Annotated in this window: 14 protein-coding genes and 2 pseudogenes; 14 read left to right on the plus strand and 2 right to left on the minus strand. The window is 67.7% G+C overall.

Annotation, left to right across the window (positions count from 1 at the left end; all coding sequences use genetic code 11):
* The first annotated feature begins 63 nt into the window (after positions 1 to 63).
* The 7 genes and pseudogenes from OG622_RS03640 to OG622_RS03670 all read left to right on the plus strand — a co-directional run.
* The gene (locus OG622_RS03640; RefSeq protein WP_371573214.1) at positions 64 to 2,517 is read left to right on the plus strand and encodes an ATP-binding protein; all 2,454 of its coding nucleotides are present in this window, start codon (positions 64 to 66) and stop codon (positions 2,515 to 2,517) included.
* The gene (locus OG622_RS03645; RefSeq protein ID WP_371573215.1) at positions 2,498 to 2,974 is read left to right on the plus strand and encodes a roadblock/LC7 domain-containing protein; all 477 of its coding nucleotides are present in this window, start codon (positions 2,498 to 2,500) and stop codon (positions 2,972 to 2,974) included. Before OG622_RS03640 ends, OG622_RS03645 begins: the two co-directional genes overlap by 20 nt.
* Positions 2,975 to 3,001: 27 nt before the next feature.
* Entirely contained in the window at positions 3,002 to 3,448 is a 447-nt protein-coding gene (locus tag OG622_RS03650) for a DUF742 domain-containing protein (RefSeq protein WP_371573217.1), read from the plus strand.
* Positions 3,396 to 4,010, plus strand: a complete 615-nt coding sequence (locus OG622_RS03655) for an ATP/GTP-binding protein (RefSeq protein ID WP_371573219.1) — start codon at positions 3,396 to 3,398, stop codon at positions 4,008 to 4,010. The genes OG622_RS03650 and OG622_RS03655 overlap by 53 nt, the downstream gene beginning before the upstream one ends.
* Before the next feature lie 194 nt (positions 4,011 to 4,204).
* Complete coding sequence (locus OG622_RS03660; protein WP_371573221.1) at positions 4,205 to 4,918, plus strand: haloacid dehalogenase type II; 714 nt, start codon at positions 4,205 to 4,207, stop codon at positions 4,916 to 4,918.
* Positions 4,919 to 5,156: 238 nt separating this feature from the next.
* Entirely contained in the window at positions 5,157 to 6,908 is a 1,752-nt protein-coding gene (locus tag OG622_RS03665; protein ID WP_371573223.1) for a hypothetical protein, read from the plus strand.
* A gap of 378 nt (positions 6,909 to 7,286) precedes the next feature.
* Positions 7,287 to 7,385 (plus strand): annotated as a pseudogene (locus OG622_RS03670) (IS5/IS1182 family transposase); the annotation flags it as partial.
* Positions 7,386 to 7,527: 142 nt separating this feature from the next.
* Here OG622_RS03670 and OG622_RS03675 read toward each other — a convergent pair.
* Positions 7,528 to 7,854: pseudogene (locus tag OG622_RS03675) on the minus strand (MerR family DNA-binding transcriptional regulator).
* A gap of 291 nt (positions 7,855 to 8,145) precedes the next feature.
* On the opposite strand from OG622_RS03675, the gene OG622_RS03680 reads away from it, so the two are divergent.
* From OG622_RS03680 to OG622_RS03710, 7 genes are all read left to right on the plus strand, one after another.
* On the plus strand, positions 8,146 to 8,502 hold the full coding sequence (locus tag OG622_RS03680; RefSeq protein ID WP_371573225.1) for a hypothetical protein: 357 nt from the start codon (positions 8,146 to 8,148) through the stop codon (positions 8,500 to 8,502).
* Positions 8,503 to 9,275: 773 nt separating this feature from the next.
* A complete protein-coding gene (locus tag OG622_RS03685) occupies positions 9,276 to 10,319 on the plus strand; it encodes a LacI family DNA-binding transcriptional regulator (protein ID WP_371573227.1) in 1,044 nt (347 codons plus the stop codon).
* 176 nt (positions 10,320 to 10,495) lie between these two features.
* Entirely contained in the window at positions 10,496 to 10,747 is a 252-nt protein-coding gene (locus OG622_RS03690; protein WP_371573229.1) for a hypothetical protein, read from the plus strand.
* Between the two features lie 258 nt (positions 10,748 to 11,005).
* A complete protein-coding gene (locus OG622_RS03695) occupies positions 11,006 to 14,248 on the plus strand; it encodes a family 78 glycoside hydrolase catalytic domain (protein ID WP_371573231.1) in 3,243 nt (1,080 codons plus the stop codon).
* Between the two features lie 1,380 nt (positions 14,249 to 15,628).
* The gene (locus tag OG622_RS03700) at positions 15,629 to 19,432 is read left to right on the plus strand and encodes a family 78 glycoside hydrolase catalytic domain (protein ID WP_371573233.1); all 3,804 of its coding nucleotides are present in this window, start codon (positions 15,629 to 15,631) and stop codon (positions 19,430 to 19,432) included.
* A gap of 466 nt (positions 19,433 to 19,898) precedes the next feature.
* Positions 19,899 to 20,468 carry a hypothetical protein gene (locus OG622_RS03705; RefSeq protein WP_371573235.1) on the plus strand — a complete coding sequence of 190 codons (570 nt, stop codon included), beginning with the start codon at positions 19,899 to 19,901 and terminating at the stop codon, positions 20,466 to 20,468.
* A gap of 236 nt (positions 20,469 to 20,704) precedes the next feature.
* Positions 20,705 to 21,490, plus strand: a complete 786-nt coding sequence (locus tag OG622_RS03710; RefSeq protein ID WP_371573237.1) for an IclR family transcriptional regulator — start codon at positions 20,705 to 20,707, stop codon at positions 21,488 to 21,490.
* Positions 21,491 to 21,807: 317 nt separating this feature from the next.
* On the opposite strand, the gene OG622_RS03715 is transcribed toward OG622_RS03710, so the two are convergent.
* Entirely contained in the window at positions 21,808 to 23,310 is a 1,503-nt protein-coding gene (locus OG622_RS03715) for an aldehyde dehydrogenase family protein (protein WP_371573239.1), read from the minus strand.
* Positions 23,311 to 23,321: the final 11 nt, after the last annotated feature.

Here is a 23,321-nt window from a genome sequence, read left to right on the forward strand (position 1 = left end):
CGTTGACGGTCCTGCGGCAACAGCCCTGCGGTCGCCGCTCACACGAACATCGAAGGAGGCAGCGTGCCCGCGAACACAGTGGAGCAGCCGCCCGGGCGCACGGACCGGACTCCTGTGTTCCGCCGGCGGGCGGTATCCGTTCTCGCCCGGTGGCCGTTCCGGCGAAAACTCAACGTGCTCGTCATCGCGCCCATCGCGGTCGTCGGCGTACTGCTCGGCATCGGCGTCGCCGGTCAGATCGAGCAGGTCCGCGACGCCGACCGGATCGCTGAACTGGTGCGCGACAGTGAACAGGTCGCCGCACTCATCAACGACATACAGGCCGAACACCGGTTGGCACTCCTGCTGTCCGTACAGTACGAGGCGGACCGCCCCGGAGCCGACCAGCCGTCGACCGCCGCCTACCGTGAGGCACAGCAAGCCACCGACGCGCGGGTCGCGGCCGTGCGGTCCGCGTTCGGATCGAGCCTTCCGTCCGAGGAGACACAGGCGCTCGAGTACATCGCCAGCCTTGACGCCCTGCGCGAGAAGCTCGATCGGGGCTATGTCCCCGCCGCGAACATCGACCCCGCGTACGACGCCGCGGTCGGATACCTCATCGACGGCATCGGACTCGACGGCTTCTCCGCGACCTCGGAGTCCTCGGTGACCAATCTGCTGGACGCGGCGCTACGCGCTGACGCGGCTCACGCGGCTTTCGAGAGCGCCGTGTTCTCCGCACAGACCCGTGACGCGAACGCCCTCACCGAGTACTCGCGCGCGGTCGGCGCCCATGAGCTCTACACGTACCAGTCGGACCGCTTCAGCCGTATGGCCACGCCGGATCAGGTCCTGAGCATGGCCGGCATCGAGCGCGGCGCCGAACAGAACGACATCACATCCCAGTTCGCGGAACTCCAGGTCGATCCGGGCTCCCTGCAGTCGCAGACCACGCGGGAACTGCGCGAGAAGATCGCCGCCGGAGAACGGCAGGCCGACACGCGCCTCGGCATCACCCGGACGCTGATCAGGCAGACCGCGGCCCAGGCCGACTCCCTGTCCTCGAACGCCCTGGGCAAGGCATGGTTGATGCTCGGTGTGGCCGTGCTCGGCTTCGCCGCGTGGCTGGCGTTCTGTGTCCTGGTCCGGCGCTCGGTCATCCGCCCCCTCATGGCCCTGACCGGCTCCGCCCAGCAGGTGGTCGAGGCCGCGGACGAGGAACTCGCCCGGGTCGCGGACGACGAGTCCGCCGACGGCACCCCGTTCCGGCCGCAGGCCATCCCGGTCCCGGTCCGCGACGACATCGGCGAGCTGGCCGAGGCGTTCAACCATGTGCAGGTCACCGCCGCCGCACTGCTGGAGCGGCAGGTACTGAGCCGCCGCAACGTCGCCGAGATGTTCGGCAACGTCGGACGCCGGGTCAGCAATCTGACCACACGCCAGCTGTCGCTCATCGATGCCGTGGAACGCGAGGAGACCGACCCCGACCTTCTCGACCGGCTCTACCGCATCGACCACATCGCCGTACGGCTCCAGCGCAACGCCGACAGCCTGATGCTGCTCGCCGGAATCCGGGAGACCGACGTCGAGGCCCGGCCGACCCCTCTGGTCGACGTCATACGCTCCGGCCTCGGCCGGATCGAGGGATACCAACGGGTGTCCCTGCGTTCCGAGACGGACATCACCGTAGGGCCCGACATCATCGGCGACCTGACGCTGATGCTCGCGGAACTGCTGGAGAACGCGGTCTCCTTCTCCCCGTCACACACTCCTGTCGAAGTGGTCGTGCGGCCCGGCACGGATGTCACCAAGGACGGCGGGGCGCTGGTCGAGGTCATCGACCACGGCCTCGGAATGAGTGCGGAACGCCTCGCCGAGGAGAACGCCCGCCTCGTCCGCCGGGAACGGCTCGACCTCGTACCGACCAAGGTGCTCGGACTCTTCGTGGTCGGCAGCCTCGCCCGCCATCTCGGACTCCATGTCACCCTGAGCCGTACACCGGGCGGTGGTGTCACCAGTACCGTCTGGATCCCCTCCGTGCTCCTGCTGACGATGAGCCCCGTGGACGCCGCACCGCCCGCTGCCACGGGTCCGACCAAAATCATGGCGGCGCTCACGACGAGACCCGCCGGGCAGGCCGTCGTACCCGAAACCGCACCAGCCACCGCCATAGCCCCCGAACGGCGGCCGATCACCCTGTCACCGCAGGGTGACCTGCCGCGACGCGTCCCGCCCCGCCTCGACGCGGAGAGGACCGCCACGCCGGAGGGTCCTGTGCCGGGAGCCACCCGACCACTGCGGCGGCGGGTCCGGGGCGCGACGCTCACCGTGTCCACCCCGACGGCCGACCGGAGCATCTCCTCCGTGCGGCAGCCTGTCGACGCGGACGCCGTCCGCTCGGAACTCGACGAGTTCGAGGCCGCCGTCCGCAGGGCGGACCAGGACAGTGCCTCGCCCACGGACAGAACCGGCACCACCGCAAGAGCAGAAACCCCAGAAGGCCAGAAGGAGACGGGCAGTGACCACGTCGACAGGTGACAGCACCCCCGAACAGGCAAAGCCCACCGACCTGCGAGCCGCGGCAGCCGACTTCACCTGGTTGCTCGACCGTTTCGCCACGGACACCGCCGGTGTCGTCGACGCCATCGCGGTGTCGTCCGACGGCCTGCTGATCGCTGTCGCCCAACTACGCGACAGGGCCGACTCCGAACGGCTCGCCGCAATCGTGTCCGGTGTCACGAGTCTCGCCGCCGGTGTCTCCGGCAACTACAGTCTGGGCGGCCTCAACAAGGTCATCATCGACCTGGAGGGCGGCCACGTACTGGTGTCGGCCGTCGGCAACGGCGCCGTACTCGGTGTGGTCGCCTCCAAGGAGGCGAAACTGGGCAACATCGCCTACGAGATGACCCTCTTCGCCAATCGCGCCGGGGCCGCGCTCACCCCCCAACTCGTGATGGAGCTGAAGAACAGCGTCGGCTCCACACCGGCCGGCTGACCCAGCCCCGCAAGGTAGGAGGTCGCCATGGCCGACGGTGAGCAGGAACCACATGAGGCAGCAGAGGACACCTGGGACAGCTCGCCGGAGCCGGCAGGCCGCGCACCTGCGGTCCGGCCGTTCCTCCTGACCGCCGGCCGAGTGTCCGGGGCAGGCACCGCCGCGCCGATCCCGATCGAGACCCAGATCGTGTCGACCTCGGCCGGTCTCTCCGTCCTCGGCACACTCGCCTTCGAACACCACGACATCGTCGCCGCCTGCCGACGGCCGCAGTCGGTGGCGGAACTGGCCGCCCACCTGCGACTGCACCTCAACGTGGTCCGGGTGCTCTCCGAGGATCTGTGTGCCGCCGGGCATCTGGCGGTCCACGTGCCGAACGCCGGGACCGCCCAGGACATCTCCGTACTGCGAAGGGTTATCAATGGTCTCCGTGCCGTCCCCGACTCACGGGGCACACTCCGCGACAGCGGCTGAGCAGCCGCCACTACCGGTCAAGCTCGTCATCGCCGGCGGCTTCGGGGTCGGCAAGACCACCACGGTGGGCTCGATCTCCGAGATACGACCGCTCACCACGGAGGCCGCGATCACCGAGGTCGCGGCGGGGGTGGACGATCTCTCACACACTCCCGACAAGACCACCACCACCGTCGCCATGGACTTCGGCTGCATCACCCTCGATCCGACCCTGAAGCTGTACCTGTTCGGGACGCCGGGCCAGGACCGGTTCGGCTTCATGTGGGACGACGTGGTCGAGGGCGCTCTCGGAGCCCTGGTCATCGTGGACACCCGCCGCCTCGACGACTGCTACGCGGCCGTGGACTACTTCGAGCACAAACGCATCCCCTTCGCGGTCGCCGTCAACGCGTTCGACGGGGAGGTCGAGCACGACCTGGACGAGGTGCGCTGGGCACTGGACATCGCCGAACACATACCGCTGATCGTCTTCGACGCCCGCAGGACCGGCTCCGTCCGTGACGCGCTCCTCGTCGTACTCGACGTCGCCCTCTCCCGCGCCGAAACCGCCGCCGCGACCTGACCGCGCTGTCCACCACCTGAGAGGTCCACCAGCCGGTCCACTCACCCCCGCCGCGTCGACGACACTGCGACGGGGTTTTCTTCGCGGTCTGTCGACGGTACAGGCCGTGCGGTTACGGGGAATGCGCACGGCAGGCCGCTGCGTTCGGTCTACAGCCACGCTTACGCCCCTGCTTCGTCCAGGAGACCTCTGCCATGTCAGAGCTGAAGATCGACGCTGTCGTGTTCGACGTTCTCGGCACACTCGTCGATGAACCCGCCGGTATCCGTGCCGGCATTCGTGCACTCGACCCCTCGCTCGACGGCCCCGGGGTCGAGCGGCTTCTGTCGCTGTGGCAGCAACACATCGACCGCGAGCAACGTCGCGTCCTCGACGGCGTCCGGCCCTATCTCACCAGCGACGCCCTCGGCCTGGAGGCCGCCCGGCTCGTCGCCGACGCCGTCGGAGTCGACGATCCGACCACCGTGGCAACGCTGGCCCTGTCAGGTCGCAGACTCCCGCCGTGGCCCGACACCGTGCCGGGGCTCGCCCGACTCGCCGAACGGTACCCGCTGATCGGACTCTCCAACGCGAGCCGGACGGCGCTGCTGGGGCTCAACGCCCACGCCGGACTGCGCTGGCACCAGGCCCTGTCCGCCGAGGAGGCCCGGACCTACAAACCGGACCCAGCCGTCTACCAGTTGGCTGTCACCGTTTCCGGGTGCCCGCCGGAGCGGCTGCTGAAGGTCGCCGCCCACGCCTGGGACCTGCGCGGAGCACAGCGCCTCGGCCTGCGCACCGCCTACGTCGCCCGCCCCGTCGGCGACCCACCCACTTCCTCGGACGGGTTCGACCTGCACGCCGACGACCTGGCCGGCTTGGCCGACCAACTCGACCAACTCGACGACGCTCAGAGGCATACCGGGTAGGTCGTCGGCGGAGCCGGAGCCGAGGCCGAGGGCCTGCAGAGGATCATTGTGTTGCTTTCCGCTCTGAATGGGGTGAGATGCGGCGCCGCACCACCGGCGATATCATGGACATAACAGCCGCGCGAGCTCAGTGACCGGTGGCCGAATTTCCGTAGCGTTCCATGCGTTCCTCGCATTCCCTCGTGTGCCTTCGCCTGTCTTGGTGTGCCTTCACACTGCGGGAAAGGAGATTGCAACGATGAGCCAGACGGACACTCTCATCGCCATCGCGAAGACCGAAGTGGGATACCACGAAGGTTTCTCGCACGGTCACTACAACAACCATCAGAAGTTTTCCCCGGCCGTTCCCGGGCTGGAGTGGTCACAGAACCAGGCATGGTGTCAGACCTTTCAGTCCTGGGCCTTCCAGCAGGCCGGCGTGAAGAGTCTGGCACCTGTGACCGCCTCTTGCCCGACGGCTGTCAACTGGTACAAGAACCGCGGGAGGTTCTCGTACTATCCGGCGATCGGGGCGATGGTGTTCTTCGGTCACTCGGGAGGCCAACACGTCGGACTCGTCCACAAGTACGACGCGGATTATGCGTACACCATCGAAGGGAACACCAACGCCAACGGTTCGTCCGAGGGCGACGGGGTGTACCTGAAAAAGCGTGCCCGCCGGGACAGTTATCTCTACGGATACGGACTGCCGAAATTCGCGGAGGGAATCGTCACGGCGGATCCGGGCTTGAAGAACAAGCCCGGATATACCTACATGCCCGCTGCCTCGTCCCATGAGTCCGATGCGCTGGCCGTGGCAGAGGCCGAAGAGGCGCTGCCGTGGGTGTCCTCGGTCCAGCTCACCTGGGCGGCCGCTCACCCCACCGCCGAGGAGCAGGCCGCGGAAAGCGGCGACGGCACCACGGCGGACGATGTCGCTCTCGTGCAGGACGCGTTGGAGAAGGTCATGGGCGTCGCCCCGGACGACCCGCACTCCGTGTTCGAGGCGGAGACGCAGGAGCTCTTCGAGCGATTCCGCATGGAGAAGCTGGGCCACTCCGAGACGGACAGCCACGGCGTGCCGAGCACGCAGGAGTTGGTCGAACTGGGCAAGCGGTCAGAGCTGTTCAACGTCAGGGCGGGTTCGTCCCCGGCCGCGGAGCAGCCCTGGATCAGCCTGAACCAGGTGGTCTGGGCCTCGACGCACAGCGCCCAGGAGGAGCAGGCGCAGCCGGGCGGGGACGCCAGCCCGAGGGCCGATGTGGCTCTGGTGCAGGACGGGCTGGAGAGGGTCATGCACACGGACGTGGCCGATGAACGCGGGATCTTCGAGACCGCCACGCAGACCCTCTACGACGAGTTTCGTCGTACGGTGCTGCACTTCTCCGGCAGTGACGCCGTCGGGACACCCGGCATGCAGTCACTGACGGAACTCGGGCAGAGCGCAGGACTGTTCCGGGTACGTACCGGTTTCCCGGTGGGCGGGACGGGTGGTACCGGTGTCGATGCCATGGGGCAGATCGACCCGAAGCAGGTGACGTTCCATCGGTGCACAGCCGAGGGCACGCTGGAGGACTGGATCGCGCAGGCGAGTACAGCGGCCGGAGTCCAGGCGAGCAACTACTGGGTGAAGGGCTTCCAGACAGCCGTCGTGCGCGAGTCGTCCGGCAACCCCAACGCCTGCAACATGTGGGACTCCAACGCCAAAACACCTCCCGGCTTCAGCAAGGTCAAGGACTTCGGTGACGGCTATCTGGGCGATGGGCGGATCGTGAGACTGAACGGCGCGCTCACACATTTCCAGTGTTCCCGGGGCATCGTGCAGTGCATCCCGCAGACATTCGCCCAACGCCACGCTCCCGGTACCTCGGTGAACATCTACGACCCCGTGGCATGCATCGCCGCCGCGATGCGGTACGTGCGCGCCCGGTACGGCGTCGCCATCGACGGTTCCAATCTCGCCAGGAAGGTTCAGCAGTTCGACCCCAACCGGGATCCCCGCGGGTACTGACGGCGAGGCCGGACAAGTACGACGAGCGGCGCGCCCGGTTTCGAATGTGGACAACCGCAGGGACGAGGTCGTCGACGGACAGGTGCAGCCGGTTGCGGACGTCCACCGCGGGTGTGGCGGCGCCCACGGGGGCGGCATGGCTCATACCGACGTCGCCGCTGTGCGAGTGCCGCCGACGGGGGCGCCGCAGCAATCAGGCACACGGGAGCATCGAGTGGTTGCGACCGTTCCCGCTCTGCCCTGTCCTCGGCGCTCCTGCAACGACGCTCCGCCGGCACGACGCCACCGCACTGGCCGGCCTTCACCCTGCGCTGCCGAACGATGCCGTCCCGGCCCGAGTGCCGGAAAACGTATGTCGCCATCCGACGGCACGGACCCCTTGTCTTGGACGAGATCGCGGTGGACGGCACCATCATCAAGGCGCCCGGCTGTGGTGAGGCGGCCGGACGGCCGCCCGTAGACCGGGCCAGGCAAGGCTTCGATTCGGCGTCTTCGCAGGTAGCGATGGGTACGGCGGTGCTGTATGCCCTGTCGCCGACGACACGGCCGGGCCCAGTCCGGTGCCGTCGGCCCAGCGGATGGACAACCGGCTTAATCCAGGGCCGATCCTGCGCTCACATCAGAAATCGGCGTAAGGCTGCCGCACCGGATCCTTGTCGCGGGCTGCGGGTCCGGTACCTGCCCTGTGCGCGGATGCGGCGCGGCGGTACTCCGCGTTGACGCGCTGGGCTTCTTCGAGCAGGTCTCCGAGGATGACGATGCGGCAGGAGGCCTCAATGGTGCGCAGGCGTGCACGAGTTCGCGAGCACGCACGGCGATGCACAGCTGGTGGCGGGAGTAGGGGCGACGACCGCCCTCGGAGCGCAGCGGTGCGCTGAGGCGGGCTTCGCCGACGGCGCGGAGGAAGGCGGGGGGTGGTGCCGGGTATTTCCGCGGCCCGGCCCATTCCGAGACTCAGGTTCGGCGCTTGGCGGGACCCACCCACAGGCGCGTAGCCCGTCGGGCTTCCCGTGACGCCGCCGGCGCACGGGATACACGAGGGCCGCTGCACACTGGACGGCTGCGCCCCCTGACCAGAACGGTGGCACCGGCGGTGTCGGCCAACTTATGGTCAGCCTCCTCGCCCGTGCCACCACGGTCACCCGCCGGGCCTCCGGCTACAAGACCGTGAGCGCCGGCCTTGCCCGATAGCGCCACCACTGCACCAGCGAGACGGCCGGCGAATATAATCTGCCCCATGTCGAAGCCTGACGAGCTGCTGGTTGACGTCGCCGCCTTGGTGGAGTCCGGGCAGAGCAATCAGATGTCCCTGACCGTGGTCACCGGTGGTGCAGTCATCACCGGTCGGCTGGCTCCCGAAGCAGTGTGGAGGCAGAGGGTGTCGGATGTGCTCATGGATTCGGACCGCTTGGGCGAATTCTCCGCCGTCTTCAAATCTCCCGCGAAGCACGGGCCGCCTACCCATCTGCACTTCCATGTCGCCCGGATCCTGCAGGGCACGGTGGGCATCCCGGAGACGGGCGGGATGTACCGTGTCGCGATCGAGGACGTCAGCGCCTGGACCATGGGCGACTTCAGCTATTCCGACCACTGAACGATCACTGTGGCGGGAACTATTACAAGCAGTGCGGGGCCCGACCGGCGTGCGCCGGGTCTGTGACTGACTGCTTCATCGGGCCACCGAGCACTGCAATGAGCCACTTCGGCGCGCAACGACAGTGCAACGACGAATTCAGACGCGACCTGTCGGTTCCGTTCGAGTTCCGCGCCGAAGACGGACCGATCCAAGAGCCCGGGCGGCCGGAGGCGCATCTCGACCGTCCGGGCTCTTCACCTCTTCGGTGCGGTACGCTCCCTCGCCCGTTCAGACCCATCCGCGGCTGGTTCGCGCCGACAATGCACGTCGACCGCTCCAGAGGCGCGGCGTTGGCGATGGGCGCTCCGGCGACAGAATCGGCAGAACGGCGGCTGCGGCGACGGCCGCCCTTCTCTTGGCGAGAGCACTTGACCTCATGGACGTTCCTTCGCCGAGCGGGATGAAACGATTCAATTCAGGGTGTGATACCGGCGGCCGATACCTGTGGGCAAGCTTCGGAGCGCCGCGACGAGCGAGGTGCCGAGTCGACCCGGTAGACCGATCACCCCACCTGAAGGCCGTGATTCGCCGGTCGCGGTAGGCCGTCCCCGAGAGCCTGACGCCCGGCCGCAACACGACGGATGCCCTCCGGCTTCGTGTAACGTGCCACGAAGAGATGCCCCACAGACTGAGGCAGGAAGGCCGAAGCCGTCAAGCCGTCTGCGAGTAACGTTCCCGAAACGCCGGACGGGGCAGACCGGTGCACGGCAGCGGAGAGGCGGGGACCCCCAGTGCAACCAGCAGGCGGCTCGAAGCGGGTCACCATCACCGATGTCGGGCGCAGCGCGGGTGTGTCGACCTCGGCGGTGTCGAAGGTGCTGAACAACGCCTACGGGGTGAGTCCCGCGATGCGTGAGCGGGTGCAGCGGGCCATGGCCGAGCTGGGCTACCGCCCGCACGCCGCCGCCCGCGGCATGCGGGGACGCACCTACACGCTCGGCGTGCTGCTCGCGAGCATCCGCAACGCCTTCTACGCCGACCTCCTGGACGGCGTGAACACCGCTCTGCGGGGCACCGAGTACGCCCTCTTCCTCGGCTCCAGCGGCTCCTCCGAGATGGAGGAGCAGACCAGGCTGATCCACGCCATGGTGGACCGGCAGATGGACGGCCTGATCCTGATCGCGCCCGCCGTCGCCCGCACGGAGGTGGTGCGCATCGCGGCCGAGGTGCCGACCGTGGTCATCGGCCACCACGACCCCTCCCCCGCGTACGACTGCGTGGTCAACCAGGACGGAGCCGGCGTCGACCTGGTCATCGACCACCTGGTCGCCCTGGGACACCGGGACATCGCCCACATATCGCACCCCACGGTACGCGGCAGCCAGTGGGAACAACGCCCCGAACACCACGTCCGCGCCGCCTACCGCACCGCGATGACCCGCCACGGCCTGGCCGACCTGACCCGCGTGGTGCACTCCGGATACTCCGACACAGGCGGCTACACCGGCGCCAGAGAACTGCTCACCTCCACCCGCCCGCCCACCGCCATCTTCGCCGGCGCGGACGTCGCCGCGACCGGCGTCTTCCGTGCTGCCGCCGAACTCGGCCTGCGCATCCCCGACGACCTCTCCCTCGCCGGATACAACAACACCTCCGTCGCCGCACTCACCCCCGTCAACCTCACCAGCGTCGACCAGGCGGGCCCCATGATGGGCGAAACCGCCGCCCGACTGCTCCTGGAACGCATCGAAAAGCGCCGCGACCGCGCCGTCGTCACGGCATCGACACCCCACCTCGTGACACGCGGCACCACCGCACCGCCGCCAGGCGCCTGATCAGCCGACGTCTTCGCCGGGGCGTGCGACCTGTGGCGAGCGGGCGGCATCGAACCCGCTCGATGCGCGCCGCATTTTTCTGCGCTTCCCTCTTGACGTGGCGGACATCTCCGCCCCAGGGTTGAGTCGTTTCAAACGTGGAACGTTGCACATGATAGTGAAGCGAGGCGGCCGACATGGGCCCAGAGCGTCCGGAGCCCGGCACCGAGGTGGTGTCGGTCCGCTTCGAGCACCGCAAGGACACGCTCGGCGTCGGCACCCCTGAACCTCGGCTGTCGTGGCAGGTCCGCACCGATGACCCTGCCTGGCGGCGGACGGCGTACCAGGTCAGGTCGGAGTGCGGCCCCACGGCACAGGTCGACTCGCCCGAGCAGGTGCTGGTGCTGGTGCTGGTGCCGCGCCCCCTCGCCGCCCTGGCCCCCGGCTGAACCGGCTGCCACCACCGGCTGCGGTACCAGACCACGACGTCACCGCACCGCTCTCGCCGAAGACGGCGGCGCCGACGCTGCCGGCGCCCTGAAGTCCTTGCTGACGGCACGGCGGGCCGACGTCCATCACGCACATCGTGCTTCGCGGCGACGACACAGGCCGCGTACCCCTACTGCCTGAACGATCCAGATGGAGATGCCATGGTCCGTAAACGCTCACTTCTGTTGGTACTCCTCAGAGGGCTTCTCGTATGCGCCGTGGTCGGAGGCACGGCGGTCCTACCCGGCTCCGTCTCCCCCGCCGCGTCGGCCTCGGACTCGTCGTTCTCCATAAAGGCGCTGACCACCAACGGCCGGGTGAACCCGCTGGGCATCGGAGATGAGGACCCGGTCTTCGGCTGGCAGTCGACGTCGGACCGGCGGGCAACCTCGCAGAAGGCCTACGAGATCCAAGTCGGACGCACGCCGGGGTCGGCCGATGTGTGGTCGTCCGGCAAGGTGGCGTCCGACCGCCAGGTCGGTGTCCGGTACGGCGGTCCCGATCTGAAGCCGGCCACACGGTACTACTGGCGGGTGCGGGCCTGGGACGACAGGAAGACCGCGAGCGCGTGGAGCGCGCACGCGTCCTTCGAGACAGGCCTGCTGGACTCCGGCGACTGGGACGACGCCCAGTGGATCACTCGTCCCGCGGCTCCGAGCGAGCTGGACAAGTGGACCGACTACGTCGCCACGGTCGACTTCAAGATCGACAGCAATGCCTTCGGCATGTTCCTGCGGGCCTCCGACGCGAGCAACGGTTACATGTGGCAGTTCAACGTCACGGGCCCGACCCCCATGCTGAGACTGCACCAGCAGGTCAAGGGCAACTACAGCGTGGTGCAGGAAATAGACCTCGCGCCCTACGGTTTCACCAACGCCAGTCTCCTCGCCGGCCGGCACACCGTCCGCTACGACGTGGTGGGCACCACCATCAAGACGACTCTCGACGGCAAGCTGGTCAACACCTTCACGGACGCCACGTTCAGCAAGGGCTACATCGGTTTCCGCACCCACGGATGCTGCGGCGAACGGGGAACCGTCTACGACGCCGTCGTGACCGGCACCGACGGCGGCACGCTGCTCGACACCGACTTCGCCGCCGACCAGAACCCGTTCACCGGCGGTGAGATCGTCGACTCCGCCCTCGTGGTCTCCGGCACCACGGACGCCCTCGGCGGGCCCGCGGTCCGGCCGCTGCCACTGCTGCGAAAGGGCTTCGCGACCAAGGCCGGCAAGAAGGTCGCCTCCGCACGCGTCTACGCCTCGGCGCTCGGCGTCTACGAGCTGGAGATCAACGGCAAGCCGGTCGGCGACCAGGTACTCGCCCCGGGCTGGACGAACTACCACAAGCGCATCCAGTCCCAGACCTACGACGTGACGAAGTTGCTCGCCCGCGGCCCGAACGCGATCGGCGCATCCCTGGCGAACGGCTGGTGGGCCGGCAAGGTCGGACTCGGCTGGAGCCACCAGTACGGGGACGCCCCCGCTCTCGTGGCGAAGCTGCGCATCACCTACACCGACGGCTCCATCCAGTGGATCGCCACGGACGGTTCGTGGAAGTCGGCGGACGGCCCCTACGTCAAGGCCGACCTGCAGGACGGCGAGACCTACGACGCCCGTCTGAAGCCGTCGGGCTGGAGCCGGCCCGGATTCGACGACGCGAAGTGGGAGCCCGCCGCGAGCCTGGAACCCCGCACCGCCCTGCTGGTCCCGCAGAGCGACGAGCCGGTCCGCCGGACCCAGGTCCTCAAGGCCCGCAAGATGACCGAGCCCACCACCGGAACCTACGTCTACGACCTCGGTCAGAACATGGTCGGCGTGTCCCGGCTGGCCCTCACCGGATCCGCCGGCCAGACCGTCAAGATCCGCTACGCGGAGGTGCTCAACAAGAACGGCACCCTCTACACCGACAACTTCCGCACCGCCCGGGTCACCGACCGCTACGTCTTCGCCAAGACCGGGACGGTGACCTACGAGCCCACCTTCACCCAGCACGGGTTCCGCTACATCGAGATCACCGGGGTGAGCAAGGCTCCCGCGCTCTCCGACGTCAAGGGTGTCGTGTGGGGGTCCGACCTCCCGTCCACCGGCGCGCTGAAGACCTCTGACACCATGCTGAACCAGTTGGTGAGCAACATCTCCTGGAGTCAGCGGGGCAACTTCCTCTCCATCCCCACCGACACCCCGGCCCGCGACGAACGCCTGGGATGGACGGGAGACATCAGCCTGTTCGCACCGACGGCCAACTACCTGGTCGACACCCGGGCGTTCCTGTCCCACTGGATGGCGGACGTCCGCAACTCCCAGTACGCCAACGGTGACCTGCCCGCGGTCGTACCGACCCCGCAGGGCCAGTTCGGCGACAGCGGTGTCGGCTGGTCCGACGTGATGATCACCGTGCCCTACTCCGTGTGGCGCTCCTACGACGACACCCGCATCCTGCGGGAGAACTACCCCGCCATGCAGAAGTTCTTCCAGTTCGTGCGCGACAGCGCCGGAGCGGACCTTCTCGAACCCGGCCGCACCACGTTCTTCACCAACGACTGGCTGCACCTGGACGACCCCACCGAGCAGGGAATCCTGGGCACGGCCTACTACGCCGAGAACGCCCGCATGATGGCGGAGATCGCCAAGGCCCTGGGCGACGACGCGGGTGCGTCCGACTACAGCAAGCTCTCCGCCGACATCCGTGACGCCTTCACCAAGGCCTACGTCGCAGCCGACGGCACCGTCAAGCGCAACTCGCAGACCGGATACGCGATGGCCCTCGGCATGGACCTCGTCTCGGACCCGGCCCTGGTCGAGAAGGTCGGCGAGAAGTTCGTGGCCAAACTGGCGCTCACCGACAACCACCTGCGGACCGGCTTCATCGGCACACCGCTGCTGCTCCCCGCGCTGAGCAAAATAGGCCGGGACGACCTCGCCTACAAGATGCTGCTCCACAAGGACTACCCGTCCTGGGGCTACGAGGTCGCCAACGGTGCCACCACCATGTGGGAGCGCTGGAACTCGATCATGCCCAACGGCGACTTCGGCCCGGTCGACATGAACTCCTTCAACCACTACGCCTACGGCGCCGTGGGCGACTGGATGTTCCAGAACATCGGTGGCCTCTCCGCGATCGAGCCCGGTTACAAGCGCTCCCGCATCGCGCCGATGCCCGGCGGAAACCTGACCAAAGGCTCAGGAAGCCTCGCCACCGTCTACGGCCCTCTCTCCTCGAAGTGGAGCACCCGCAACGGCACTCTCGACCTGAAGGTGAGCGTGCCGGTCAACACCGTCGCGGAGGTTCACGTGCCGTCGAAGACCCGCGAAGCGGTCACCGAGGGCGGCCGACCGGCCGCCGCCGCCAAGGGAGTCCGATTCCTCCGGATGGAGAACGGGGCCGCCGTGTTCGAGGTCGGGTCGGGCTCCTACCGCTTCGGCGTCCGCGGCGGCGACACCAAGGAGGCCACCGGGTAACCGACCCACCTGGTGGCGAACCGGAAGGCTCCGGACACGCCGACGGCAAGCCGGCGGGCCTTTGTTTCCACCATGTCCATGAACATGGATCCACGTCCGGCTCCCCGTCGAAGGGTGTTCCGGCTCCACGACCCCCGGTCGCGCTTGCCGGCCGGACAGCGGTCGCTGTCACTGACGTCGATCCCCTGCCGACACAGATCCTGTGTCGGCAGGGGATCGTGGCCTCCAGAACCCTGTAGCGGCCCTGAAGTCCGCTCCCATCGGCTGTGGCGAGGCACGGGCGCAGCCGAGTCGCAGCCAGAGGGGCCAGGCGGCCAGGCGGCCAGGCGGCCAGGCGGCCAGGCGGCCAGAGAGCGAACACACGAACCGCTTTCCCGTGGCAACGGTTCCCTCCGCCGCATCGTCCAAGACGAAGATCCGCTTTCGCCGTCCTCGCCACGCACGATTGCCCCGCCACCCTCGCCGTCGGCCAACCGTCAACCCCTCAGCGCACTCTCCCCGTTGATACGCAGACCCCCGGGACGAGTTTGCCGAGCCTGGCTGACGTCGTCAGTCACAGCTCGATCTTCATCGCCCATGACCTCGCCGAAGCACTCAAGGTCGGTGACCGGATCGCGATCACGCGTGACGAAGAGTTCGTTCAGTAGGAACGCGTGAATTCGAGACCCCCGGACGGCCCGGGTCAGCGGCCGCCCCCAGCAGGTGAGGCTTCGTCGCAGCCCCTTGCCGAGCCCATGATCCATGGCTACTCGGAACTGCCCCGACCTTGAGCGGTCACCGACTCTCCGGCCGGCGTCCGCGCCGATCGGCATACCGATGTCGCTCGGCGCCAGGATGTCCGCGACAAGTAGCCGCGATCGCATAAAACGTTTCACACCCCGACTGGGCACGACATCGGACACGCCCCTACGAGAGCCGCACCAAAAGGCATACGACAGCGGGAAGTTCGGTTTCCCTGAACCTGTTCGAGAGCTGGATCCCGAACCTGTTCCAGAGCTGGATACGGAGCTGGATCCGGCCCCGTCCGCCCGCGGCCTTTCCAACGCCGACCATCATCCGACGGAATCGCCGAGGCGTCGCCGCAAGACGATACCGGCTGAGGACACAGGCCTCAGGTGCAGGTCACAGTGGACAGACAGCTCCTCCTCGCTCCACCGGGCGGGCCACCGACTCCGCGGAGTCCCTTCACGCGGTCACCCAGTGGGGTCTGCCGCGGTCCGCGCCTATCAGACGCGCACAAAACTTTCCTTCGCTAATCGGTTTCAGCAATGTGACGGGAACGTTGACAGTCCCGCATATGCCCCTCAGGATGTCAGCCACTCCACTCCACCCCTGGCTGGAAACTCCCCCCTGCCGATTGAAACGTATCAAGGATCGCCCGTGCAGCCTGTCGCCCCTCTCTTCCCCATAGCCAGAAGCCGCCGAAGAGCCAGCAGAGCCGGCACTCCTCGCGCTCTCCTGCTGGTGGTGCTCACCGCCTGGTTCGCCCTCGTCGGCGGCTTGACCGGACAGCTACCCCTGGCAATCGCCGCTCAGGACGCTCCCACAAGGCTGACCGTGAACAGCCTGACCACGCCCGTCGACGTGGCCCCCGACTCCACACCGCAGCTCGGCTGGCAGGTCGGCGACGACCGGCAGACCGCTTACCAGGTCCAGGTCGCCACCACCTCCGCGGCGCTGACCGGAACCCCTGACGTATGGGACTCGGGCCAGGTCACCTCCACGGCCAACGGCAACGTCTCCTACGACGGCCCGGCTCTGACGAGCTCCTCCCGCTACTCCTGGCGTATCCGCACCTGGGACTCCTCGGATACAGCTTCCCCCTGGTCGGCAGCCGCCTCCTTCGGCACCGGACCGGGCACCACCTGGTCCGGGGCCACCCCGGTCTGGAGCGGCACCCCGACCGCATGGACCGACTACACCTTCCGGGGCAGCTTCGTCATCAACGCCAAGTACGCCAGTGTCACCTTCCGCGCCCAGAACACCAGCAACTACTACCTGTGGCAGTTCAAGGGCAACGGCGAGAACACCATCGCCCCCCAGGTCCAGAAGAACGGCACCTTCACCGCCCTCAAGACCGCCCAGACCCTCCCCCTCACCCTCACCACCGGCTCCACCTACGACTTCAAGATCGTCGCCTCCGGCTCGACCTTCACCACCTCCCTCAAGGCACACTCCGACACCACCTGGACACAGGTCGACACCACCACCGACACCACGTTCAACTCGGGCGGCATCGGGTTCCGCACCGGGCTGACCGAGCAGGCCACCTTCGACGACATCACCGTGACGGACAGCGGTGACCAGTCCCTTTACAGCAACGACTTCAACGACTCCGACAACGCCGACTTCACCTGCGGCACGATCCTGAGCGACGCGCTGTTCGTCGACAAGGCGAAGAACTGCGGCACCGGGTTCCCGACCGCCTGGACGAACTACACGTTCCAGGGCAGCTTCGTCATCAACGCCAAGTACGCCAGTGTCACCTTCCGCGCCCAGAACACCAGCAACTACTACCTGTGGCAGTTCAAGGGCAACGGCGAGAACACCATCGCCCCCCAGGTCCAGAAGAACGGCACCTTCTCCGCCCTCAAGACCGCCCAGGCCCTCCCCCTCACCCTCACCACCGGCTCCACCTACGACTTCAAGATCGTCGCCTCCGGCTCGACCTTCACCACCTCCCTCAAGGCACACTCCGACACCACCTGGACACAGGTCGACACCACCACCGACACCACCTTCTCCGCCGGTGGCATCGGGTTCCGCACCGGCAGCACCGAGCAGGCCACCTACGACGACCTCACCGTCACCGACCCCAACAACCGCACGCTGTACAGCAACGACTTCAGCGACGCCACCAACGCCGACTTCACCTGCGGCACCATCACGAGCGGCGCGCTGGCCGTCGGCACGAGCAAGAACTGCGGCACCGGGCTGCTGACGGTTCCGAGCTGGACCTTCCTCCGCGGCACCACCAAGCTGGCCACCGGCAAGAGCGTCGCCTGGGCCCACCTGTACGCCACGGGCGCCTCCACCACCCCGGCACGGCAGTACGTCTACAAGCTGTGGGTCAACGGCAGCTTCGTCGGCGTCGGCCCGACCCGCTCGGTCGGCTCCGAGGCCCGCTACGACGGCTACGACGTCACATCCCTGCTGAACGCGGGCGCCACCAACACCATCGGCGCGCTCGCCTACACCACCAGCAGCCAACGCTTCCTCGCCAAACTGGTGGTCCGGTACACCGACGGCACCACCAAGACCTTCGGCACGGGTTCCCACTGGAAGGCCCTCGACGGCACCCCGATCCTGCCGAACGTCGGCTCCATCGGCACCAGTTACTACACGGCACCCAAGGAGAACTTCGACGCCCGCCGCTACCCGTTCGGCTTCGCCACGCCCTCCTTCGACGCCTCCGCCTGGCCCTCGGCGGTCACCAAGAGCGCCTTCACCGACCTCCAGCCGACGCCCACCGCGAAGGTCCGGCAGACGTTCAAGACGCCCGTCTCGGTCACCGAGTACTCCTCCGGCAACTACTTCATCGACTACGGCCGCACCTGGATCGGTGGTCTGTCCCTGAACCTGACCGGCACCTCCGGGCAGGTGGTCGACATCCGCTACGGCGAGGTCACCTCCGGCACCAACACGGTCAAGTACCAGACGTCGGGCGGCAACACCTACCAGGACAAGTGGGTCCTGAAGTCCGGCAGCCAGCAGCTGGAAACCTGGGGCCCGCGCGTCTTCCGGTACGTCCAGGTCATCGGCGCCCCCACCGGGCTGACCGAGACCGACTTCAAGGCCGAGGCGTACCTCTACCCGTTCGACGAGTCGGCAGGCGTCTTCGACTCCTCCGACACCTCGCTCAACAAGGTCTGGGCGCTGTCCCGCAACACCATCGAGGCGACCAACCTGAACCTGTACGTCGACTCGTGGGAGCGCGAACGCGACATCTACGAGGCCGACACCTACCTCCAGCTCATGGGCCACCTCTACACCGGCGGCGACGCGACACTGGGCGACTACTCGCTGAGCTTCCTGAAGTCCAACCGCACCTGGCCCACCGAGTGGCCCATGTACGTCATCCTGGCCATGCACGACAGCTATGAGACGACCGGCAACACCACCCCGCTGTCCGCCGCGTACACCGCGCTGCAGGGCAAGCTGCCGGACGAGTGGTTCGAGTCCTCGACCGGCCTGATCCACAAGACGACCGGTAGCTCGGGTGCCAGCAGCTGCAACGACTGCGACATCGTCGACTGGCCCACCTCCGAGCGCGACGGTTACGTCTTCACCTCCTACAACACCGTCATCAACGCCATCGCCTTCCGCTCCTACGAGGACATGGCCGACATCGCCACCGCGCTGGGCAAGAGCTCGGACGCCGCCACCTACACGGCCAAGGCCGACGCCATCAAGGACGCGGTCAACGCACGGATGTGGGACTCCACCAAGGGGGCCTACCGTGACGGGCTGAAGAACGACGGAACGGTGATCGACCACTACGCCGTCCAGGCCAGCGCCTTCGCCACCGCGCTCGGCATAGCCGACTCCTCGAAGGCCGCGCAGGTGGCCACCTACCTGGGCAGCCGCGGCATGGCGTGCAGCGTGTACTGCGCCCCGTTCGTCATCCAGTCCCTGTACAAGGGCAACCGGCCCGACCTCGCCCACACCATGCTGACGTCGACCGGCACCCGCAGCTGGATGAACATGATCAACGACGGGGCGGGTGCCACCATGGAGGCCTGGGACCTGTCGCTGAAGTCCAACACCACCTACTCCCACCCGTGGGCGGCGTCTCCCTCCTTCACCATCCCCCAGAGCATGTTCGGTATCCAGCCCAGCACCCCGGGCTACCGGACCTTCCAGGTCAAGCCGCAGCCGACCTCGGTCACGTGGGCCAACGTCACTGTTCCCACCGCACAGGGCACCATCGGCGCCGCTTACGACACCACCAGCGGCGGACGCGTCGACATCGGCGCGAACGTCCCGGCCAACACGACCGCCTCGGTGTACCTGCCCGGCGGCACGGCGGGCACGAACAGCGTCTTCATGGACGGCGACAGCGTCGACGCCACGTACGACAACGGCTTCATGCGCGTCGACGACGTCAAGCCGGGCTGCCATGTCCTCACCACGAGCTCCGACAGCACTCCGTACAGCAACACCAGACTGACCGACATCTGCTGAGCACCGACCTTCCCGGACTGGGGCGCCCCGGATCTTCCGGGGCGCCCCAGTGTCAGGCCTGGGCCGGGAACAGGCCCCACCGCGGCGGTCACCAGAACCCGTCTGACGCCTCGTCACATACAGTGTTGCGGCTTTTCGGGATCAGGCGGTCGTGGGGACGAGCTTCCATTGCCGACGGCCCGAATCCGACGCCCAGGACAACGGCTTGATGTCACCTACGCGGGGCAGTCCGACAGAGCGCACACTGTTCGCCATATCGAAGGTCGGCGTCAGCAATCTTGTCATGCACATGCCTTGATTAGGAGGACGTCCAGTGGAGGGATGCAACTTCACCCGGCGGGCGATGTTGGCCGCGGCGGCCGGGGGGATCGCGGTGCTTGGTTCCGGGGCATTCACCGGCACTGCCCAGGCGTCGGCGGGATCGGCTGAGAAAAGGGCCGCCGACCCGCCGACCGGGACGGTGCGAGTGTTCTGGCTCAAGCCCTCGGATGTGGCCAACGACGCGCGGTACCCCAACGGCATCACCGGCGTCATGCGGGAATCACAGCGCTTCTACCGCCAGGAACTCGGCGTGACGTTCAAGCTGAACAACCCGGCGGTGGAAGTGGTCCAGGGCAATCACGGGCGGGCCTGGTACGAGAACACGCCGAACGGCGGCGAGGAGTACTGGTGGGTGGTCTTCAACATGCAGCAGGAGCTGATGGCCAGGTTCGGTCTCAGGTCCCCTGACTCGCGCTGGCTGTGCGTCGGCGAGGTCAGCGCCGAGAAGGCGGGCGTCTCCGGCGGCGGTGCGGGGGGCGGCTGGGTGCTCCTCAGCGGCCACGATGCCGCCGGTGCCGCCGGGACCAACGGCGCGATGAACCGGTGGTACGGCGGCATGGTGCACGAGTTGGGCCACGCCTTCGGTCTGCCCGACTCCTCGCGCACCGACGGCACACCGATGTCCGCCTCGTTCTACGACTACCCGAACTGCCACTTCGACCAGCAGCAGAAGAACGGGATACGGAACGGCCCCTACGGCAGCTTCCTGTCGTGAGCCGCCGGGTGCCCGCCCCCGGGAACCGACGACGATCGAGCGGGCCGAGCCTGGGCTCCTGCGGCACCGGTGCCCTCCTCGAACAGCGACGTCAGGCGCGAGGGCGGCTGCGGCCGTATTGAGGAAACGCGCCTCGGCTCGAGCGGCGTGACCCAGAAAGAACAGAAAGCCTTAAAACGGCTCAATTGTTATGACAGATTTCCTCAGGGAGTGGACGACTCTGTATCTTGTGCCATGTGAGCGACGGGCGCAGGCAAGGACGAGACAATTCGGTCCATTCGGTAGACAGGGCGATCTCGATCCTGCAGGTACTTTCCCAGCGCGGCGTGGCCGGCGTCACAGAAATCGCCAACGAGATCTCCGTACACAAGTCAACGGTGTCTCGGCTGATCGCGACTCTGGAGGCCAGAGGGCTGGTCGAGCAGGCCTCCACGCGAGGTGGGTACCGCCTGGCCTACGGCGTCCTGCGCCTGGCCGAGGGAGTGAACAAGCAGCACGATCTGACCGTGATCAGTCGTGTCGTGTGCAACCGCCTCGCGGAGGAACTGAAGGAGACCATCATCGTCGCGGTGCACGAGGGCCGCACAGTGGTCTCCATCGACCAGGTGAACGGCTCGGACTCACTCACCATCGTGAACCGGGTCGGACAGAGTCACCCTCTGCACCCGACTTCTGCCGGCAAGGTCTTTCTCGCGTACATGCCCCGCACCGAACTGCAGACCTACCTCGACGCAGAATTGGAACGCCTCACCCCGCACACGATTGTCGATCCGGACGTCCTGGCGAGCGAGCTGGAGACCGTGCGCAAACTCGGTTATGCCCGAGTCGACGAGGAACAGGAGATCGGGCTCGCGGCCGTCGCGGCGCCGATTCGAGCGCACGACGGTCAGGTCGCCGCCACCCTGGTGGTCTCCGGTCCCGCGTTCCGCATCAACGAGGACACGATTCCCGGCATAGTCGAACACCTGCTGTCGGCCGCCGCGGAGATCTCGGAGCGAAACGGGTATCGGAAAGCCGGCTGAGTCGTACTGTCGACGGCCGAGGACAACACCTGTCGGCAGACTCGTCGACGGGCAGGGGAGGAACATCCCTGCCGTCGGTTCAGCGGCCCCGGATGCCCGATGGCAGCGGCTTCGGCAGCGGACCCGCCATCGTGTCGTGTGTCCTGTGTCGTGTGGGCCATCGGTGACCTGGCGCAGCGGCGAGTCCGCCACCGGACCGTGGCCCGCCGACCCGGGGCCCGGCCAGGCAACGGTCAGAGGCGCCCGGCGGAGTACTGCCGGGCGCCTCTGCGTTCACGAAGGCCTGTAGTCACCCTGGCACTGGTGACGACGGAAGATCAGCGGCCGTGATAGTGCATGACGTGCTTCGTACGCGAGTAGTCGTCGAGCGCGTAGATCGACAGGTCGCGCCCGTACCCGGAGCCCTTGAAGCCTCCCCAGGGCACCTCGTTGGCGAGCACGAGGTGGGAGTTGACCCAGACCGTGCCGGAGTCGAGCCGGGCGGCCACGTCGTGGCTGCGGCGGGCGTCGCTCGTCCAGACCGACGCGGACAGGCCGAGCGGCACGTTGTTGGCGCGCAGGACGGCCTCGTCCTCCGTGGAGAACGTCTCGACCGTCACCACCGGCCCGAAGATCTCTTCCCGGGTGCACGCGGCGTCGACGGGGATGTCGACGAGCACGGTCGGCTGGACGAAGTAGCCCGTGCCGTCGAAGGCGCCTCCACCGACGGCGGCGCGCGCTCCCTCGGCCGACGCGCGGTCGAGGTGGGCGAGCACCCGGTCGTAGTGCGCCTTGGACACGAGCGGACCGACCTCGATGTCGTCGCCCGCGCCCGGGTCACCGACCTTCAGCTCGCGTACCTGTGCCACCAGGCGGTCGACAAGGTCGGCGGCGACCGACTCGTGAACCAGTACGCGGCAGGCGGCACCGCACTCCTGGCCCCCGTTGTAGAAACTGGCGGCGCGCAGCGAGGTCGCCACCAGGTCCAGGTCCGCGTCCTCGAAGACCACGACCGGGGCCTTGCCGCCGAGTTCGAGGTGTACTCGCTTGAGGGTTTCCGCGGCGGCACGCGCGACGGCCCGTCCGCTGCCGACCGACCCGGTCAGCGCGATCATGTCGATGTCGGCGTGCTCGGCAAGGGCTGAACCGACGACGGGACCGAGTCCCGTCACGACGTTGAGCACGCCCGCGGGGAGCAGGTCGGCGACCAGTTCGGCGAACTTGAGCGTGGTCAGGGGCGTCTGTTCCGAGGGCTTGATCACGAGGGTGTTGCCCGCGGCGAGGATCGGTGCGATCTTCCACGCCGCCATCAGGAGGGGATAGTTCCACGGTGTGACGACACCCACCACGCCGAGCGGTTCGCGCAGGATCACCGAGAGGTGGGATTCGGCGTAGTCGCCGGCCGCCATCGTCGTGGTCGCGCGCATCGCGCCGGCCATGAACCGGAAGGTGTCGATGGTTCCGTCGACGTCGTCGCGGGCCACCGAGATCGGCTTGCCCGTGTTGGCGGACTCCAGCCGGACCAGCACGTCCCGGTTGTCCGCGAGGCGGTCGGCGATGGCGTGCAGGATCTCCGAGCGCGCCTTGGGCACGAGACGCGCCCAGGGTTCCTTGGCCTTCACGGCCGCGGCGACCGCGAGGTCGACGTCCGACTCGGTGCCCAGCGCGACCCGGGCGATCACCTCTTCGGAGGCGGGATCGACGATGTCGAGCAGCTCGGCGGTCGGGGTCTCGCGAAACGCGCCGTCGATGACATGCCCGGCCGGCGGCAGATCCTTCGGGTCGAACTTGGTGGCGGCCGGTGCACGCCGTACGCCGATGGTCGGCTCCTCGGTGGACATGTCCACTCCTT

The organism is Streptomyces sp. NBC_01314 (assembly GCF_041435215.1).
In the GTDB taxonomy this organism is placed as follows: Bacteria; Actinomycetota; Actinomycetes; order Streptomycetales; family Streptomycetaceae; genus Streptomyces.

Coding starts and splice junctions, on each gene's coding strand:
- OG622_RS03655 (WP_371573219.1), top strand. CDS start 3,396: ATGGTCTCCGTGCCGTCCCCGACTCACGGGGCACACTCCGCGACAGCG.
- OG622_RS03660 (WP_371573221.1), top strand. CDS start 4,205: ATGTCAGAGCTGAAGATCGACGCTGTCGTGTTCGACGTTCTCGGCACA.
- OG622_RS03680 (WP_371573225.1), top strand. CDS start 8,146: ATGTCGAAGCCTGACGAGCTGCTGGTTGACGTCGCCGCCTTGGTGGAG.
- OG622_RS03715 (WP_371573239.1), bottom strand. CDS start 23,310: ATGTCCACCGAGGAGCCGACCATCGGCGTACGGCGTGCACCGGCCGCC.
- OG622_RS03690 (WP_371573229.1), top strand. CDS start 10,496: ATGGGCCCAGAGCGTCCGGAGCCCGGCACCGAGGTGGTGTCGGTCCGC.
- OG622_RS03665 (WP_371573223.1), top strand. CDS start 5,157: ATGAGCCAGACGGACACTCTCATCGCCATCGCGAAGACCGAAGTGGGA.
- OG622_RS03650 (WP_371573217.1), top strand. CDS start 3,002: ATGGCCGACGGTGAGCAGGAACCACATGAGGCAGCAGAGGACACCTGG.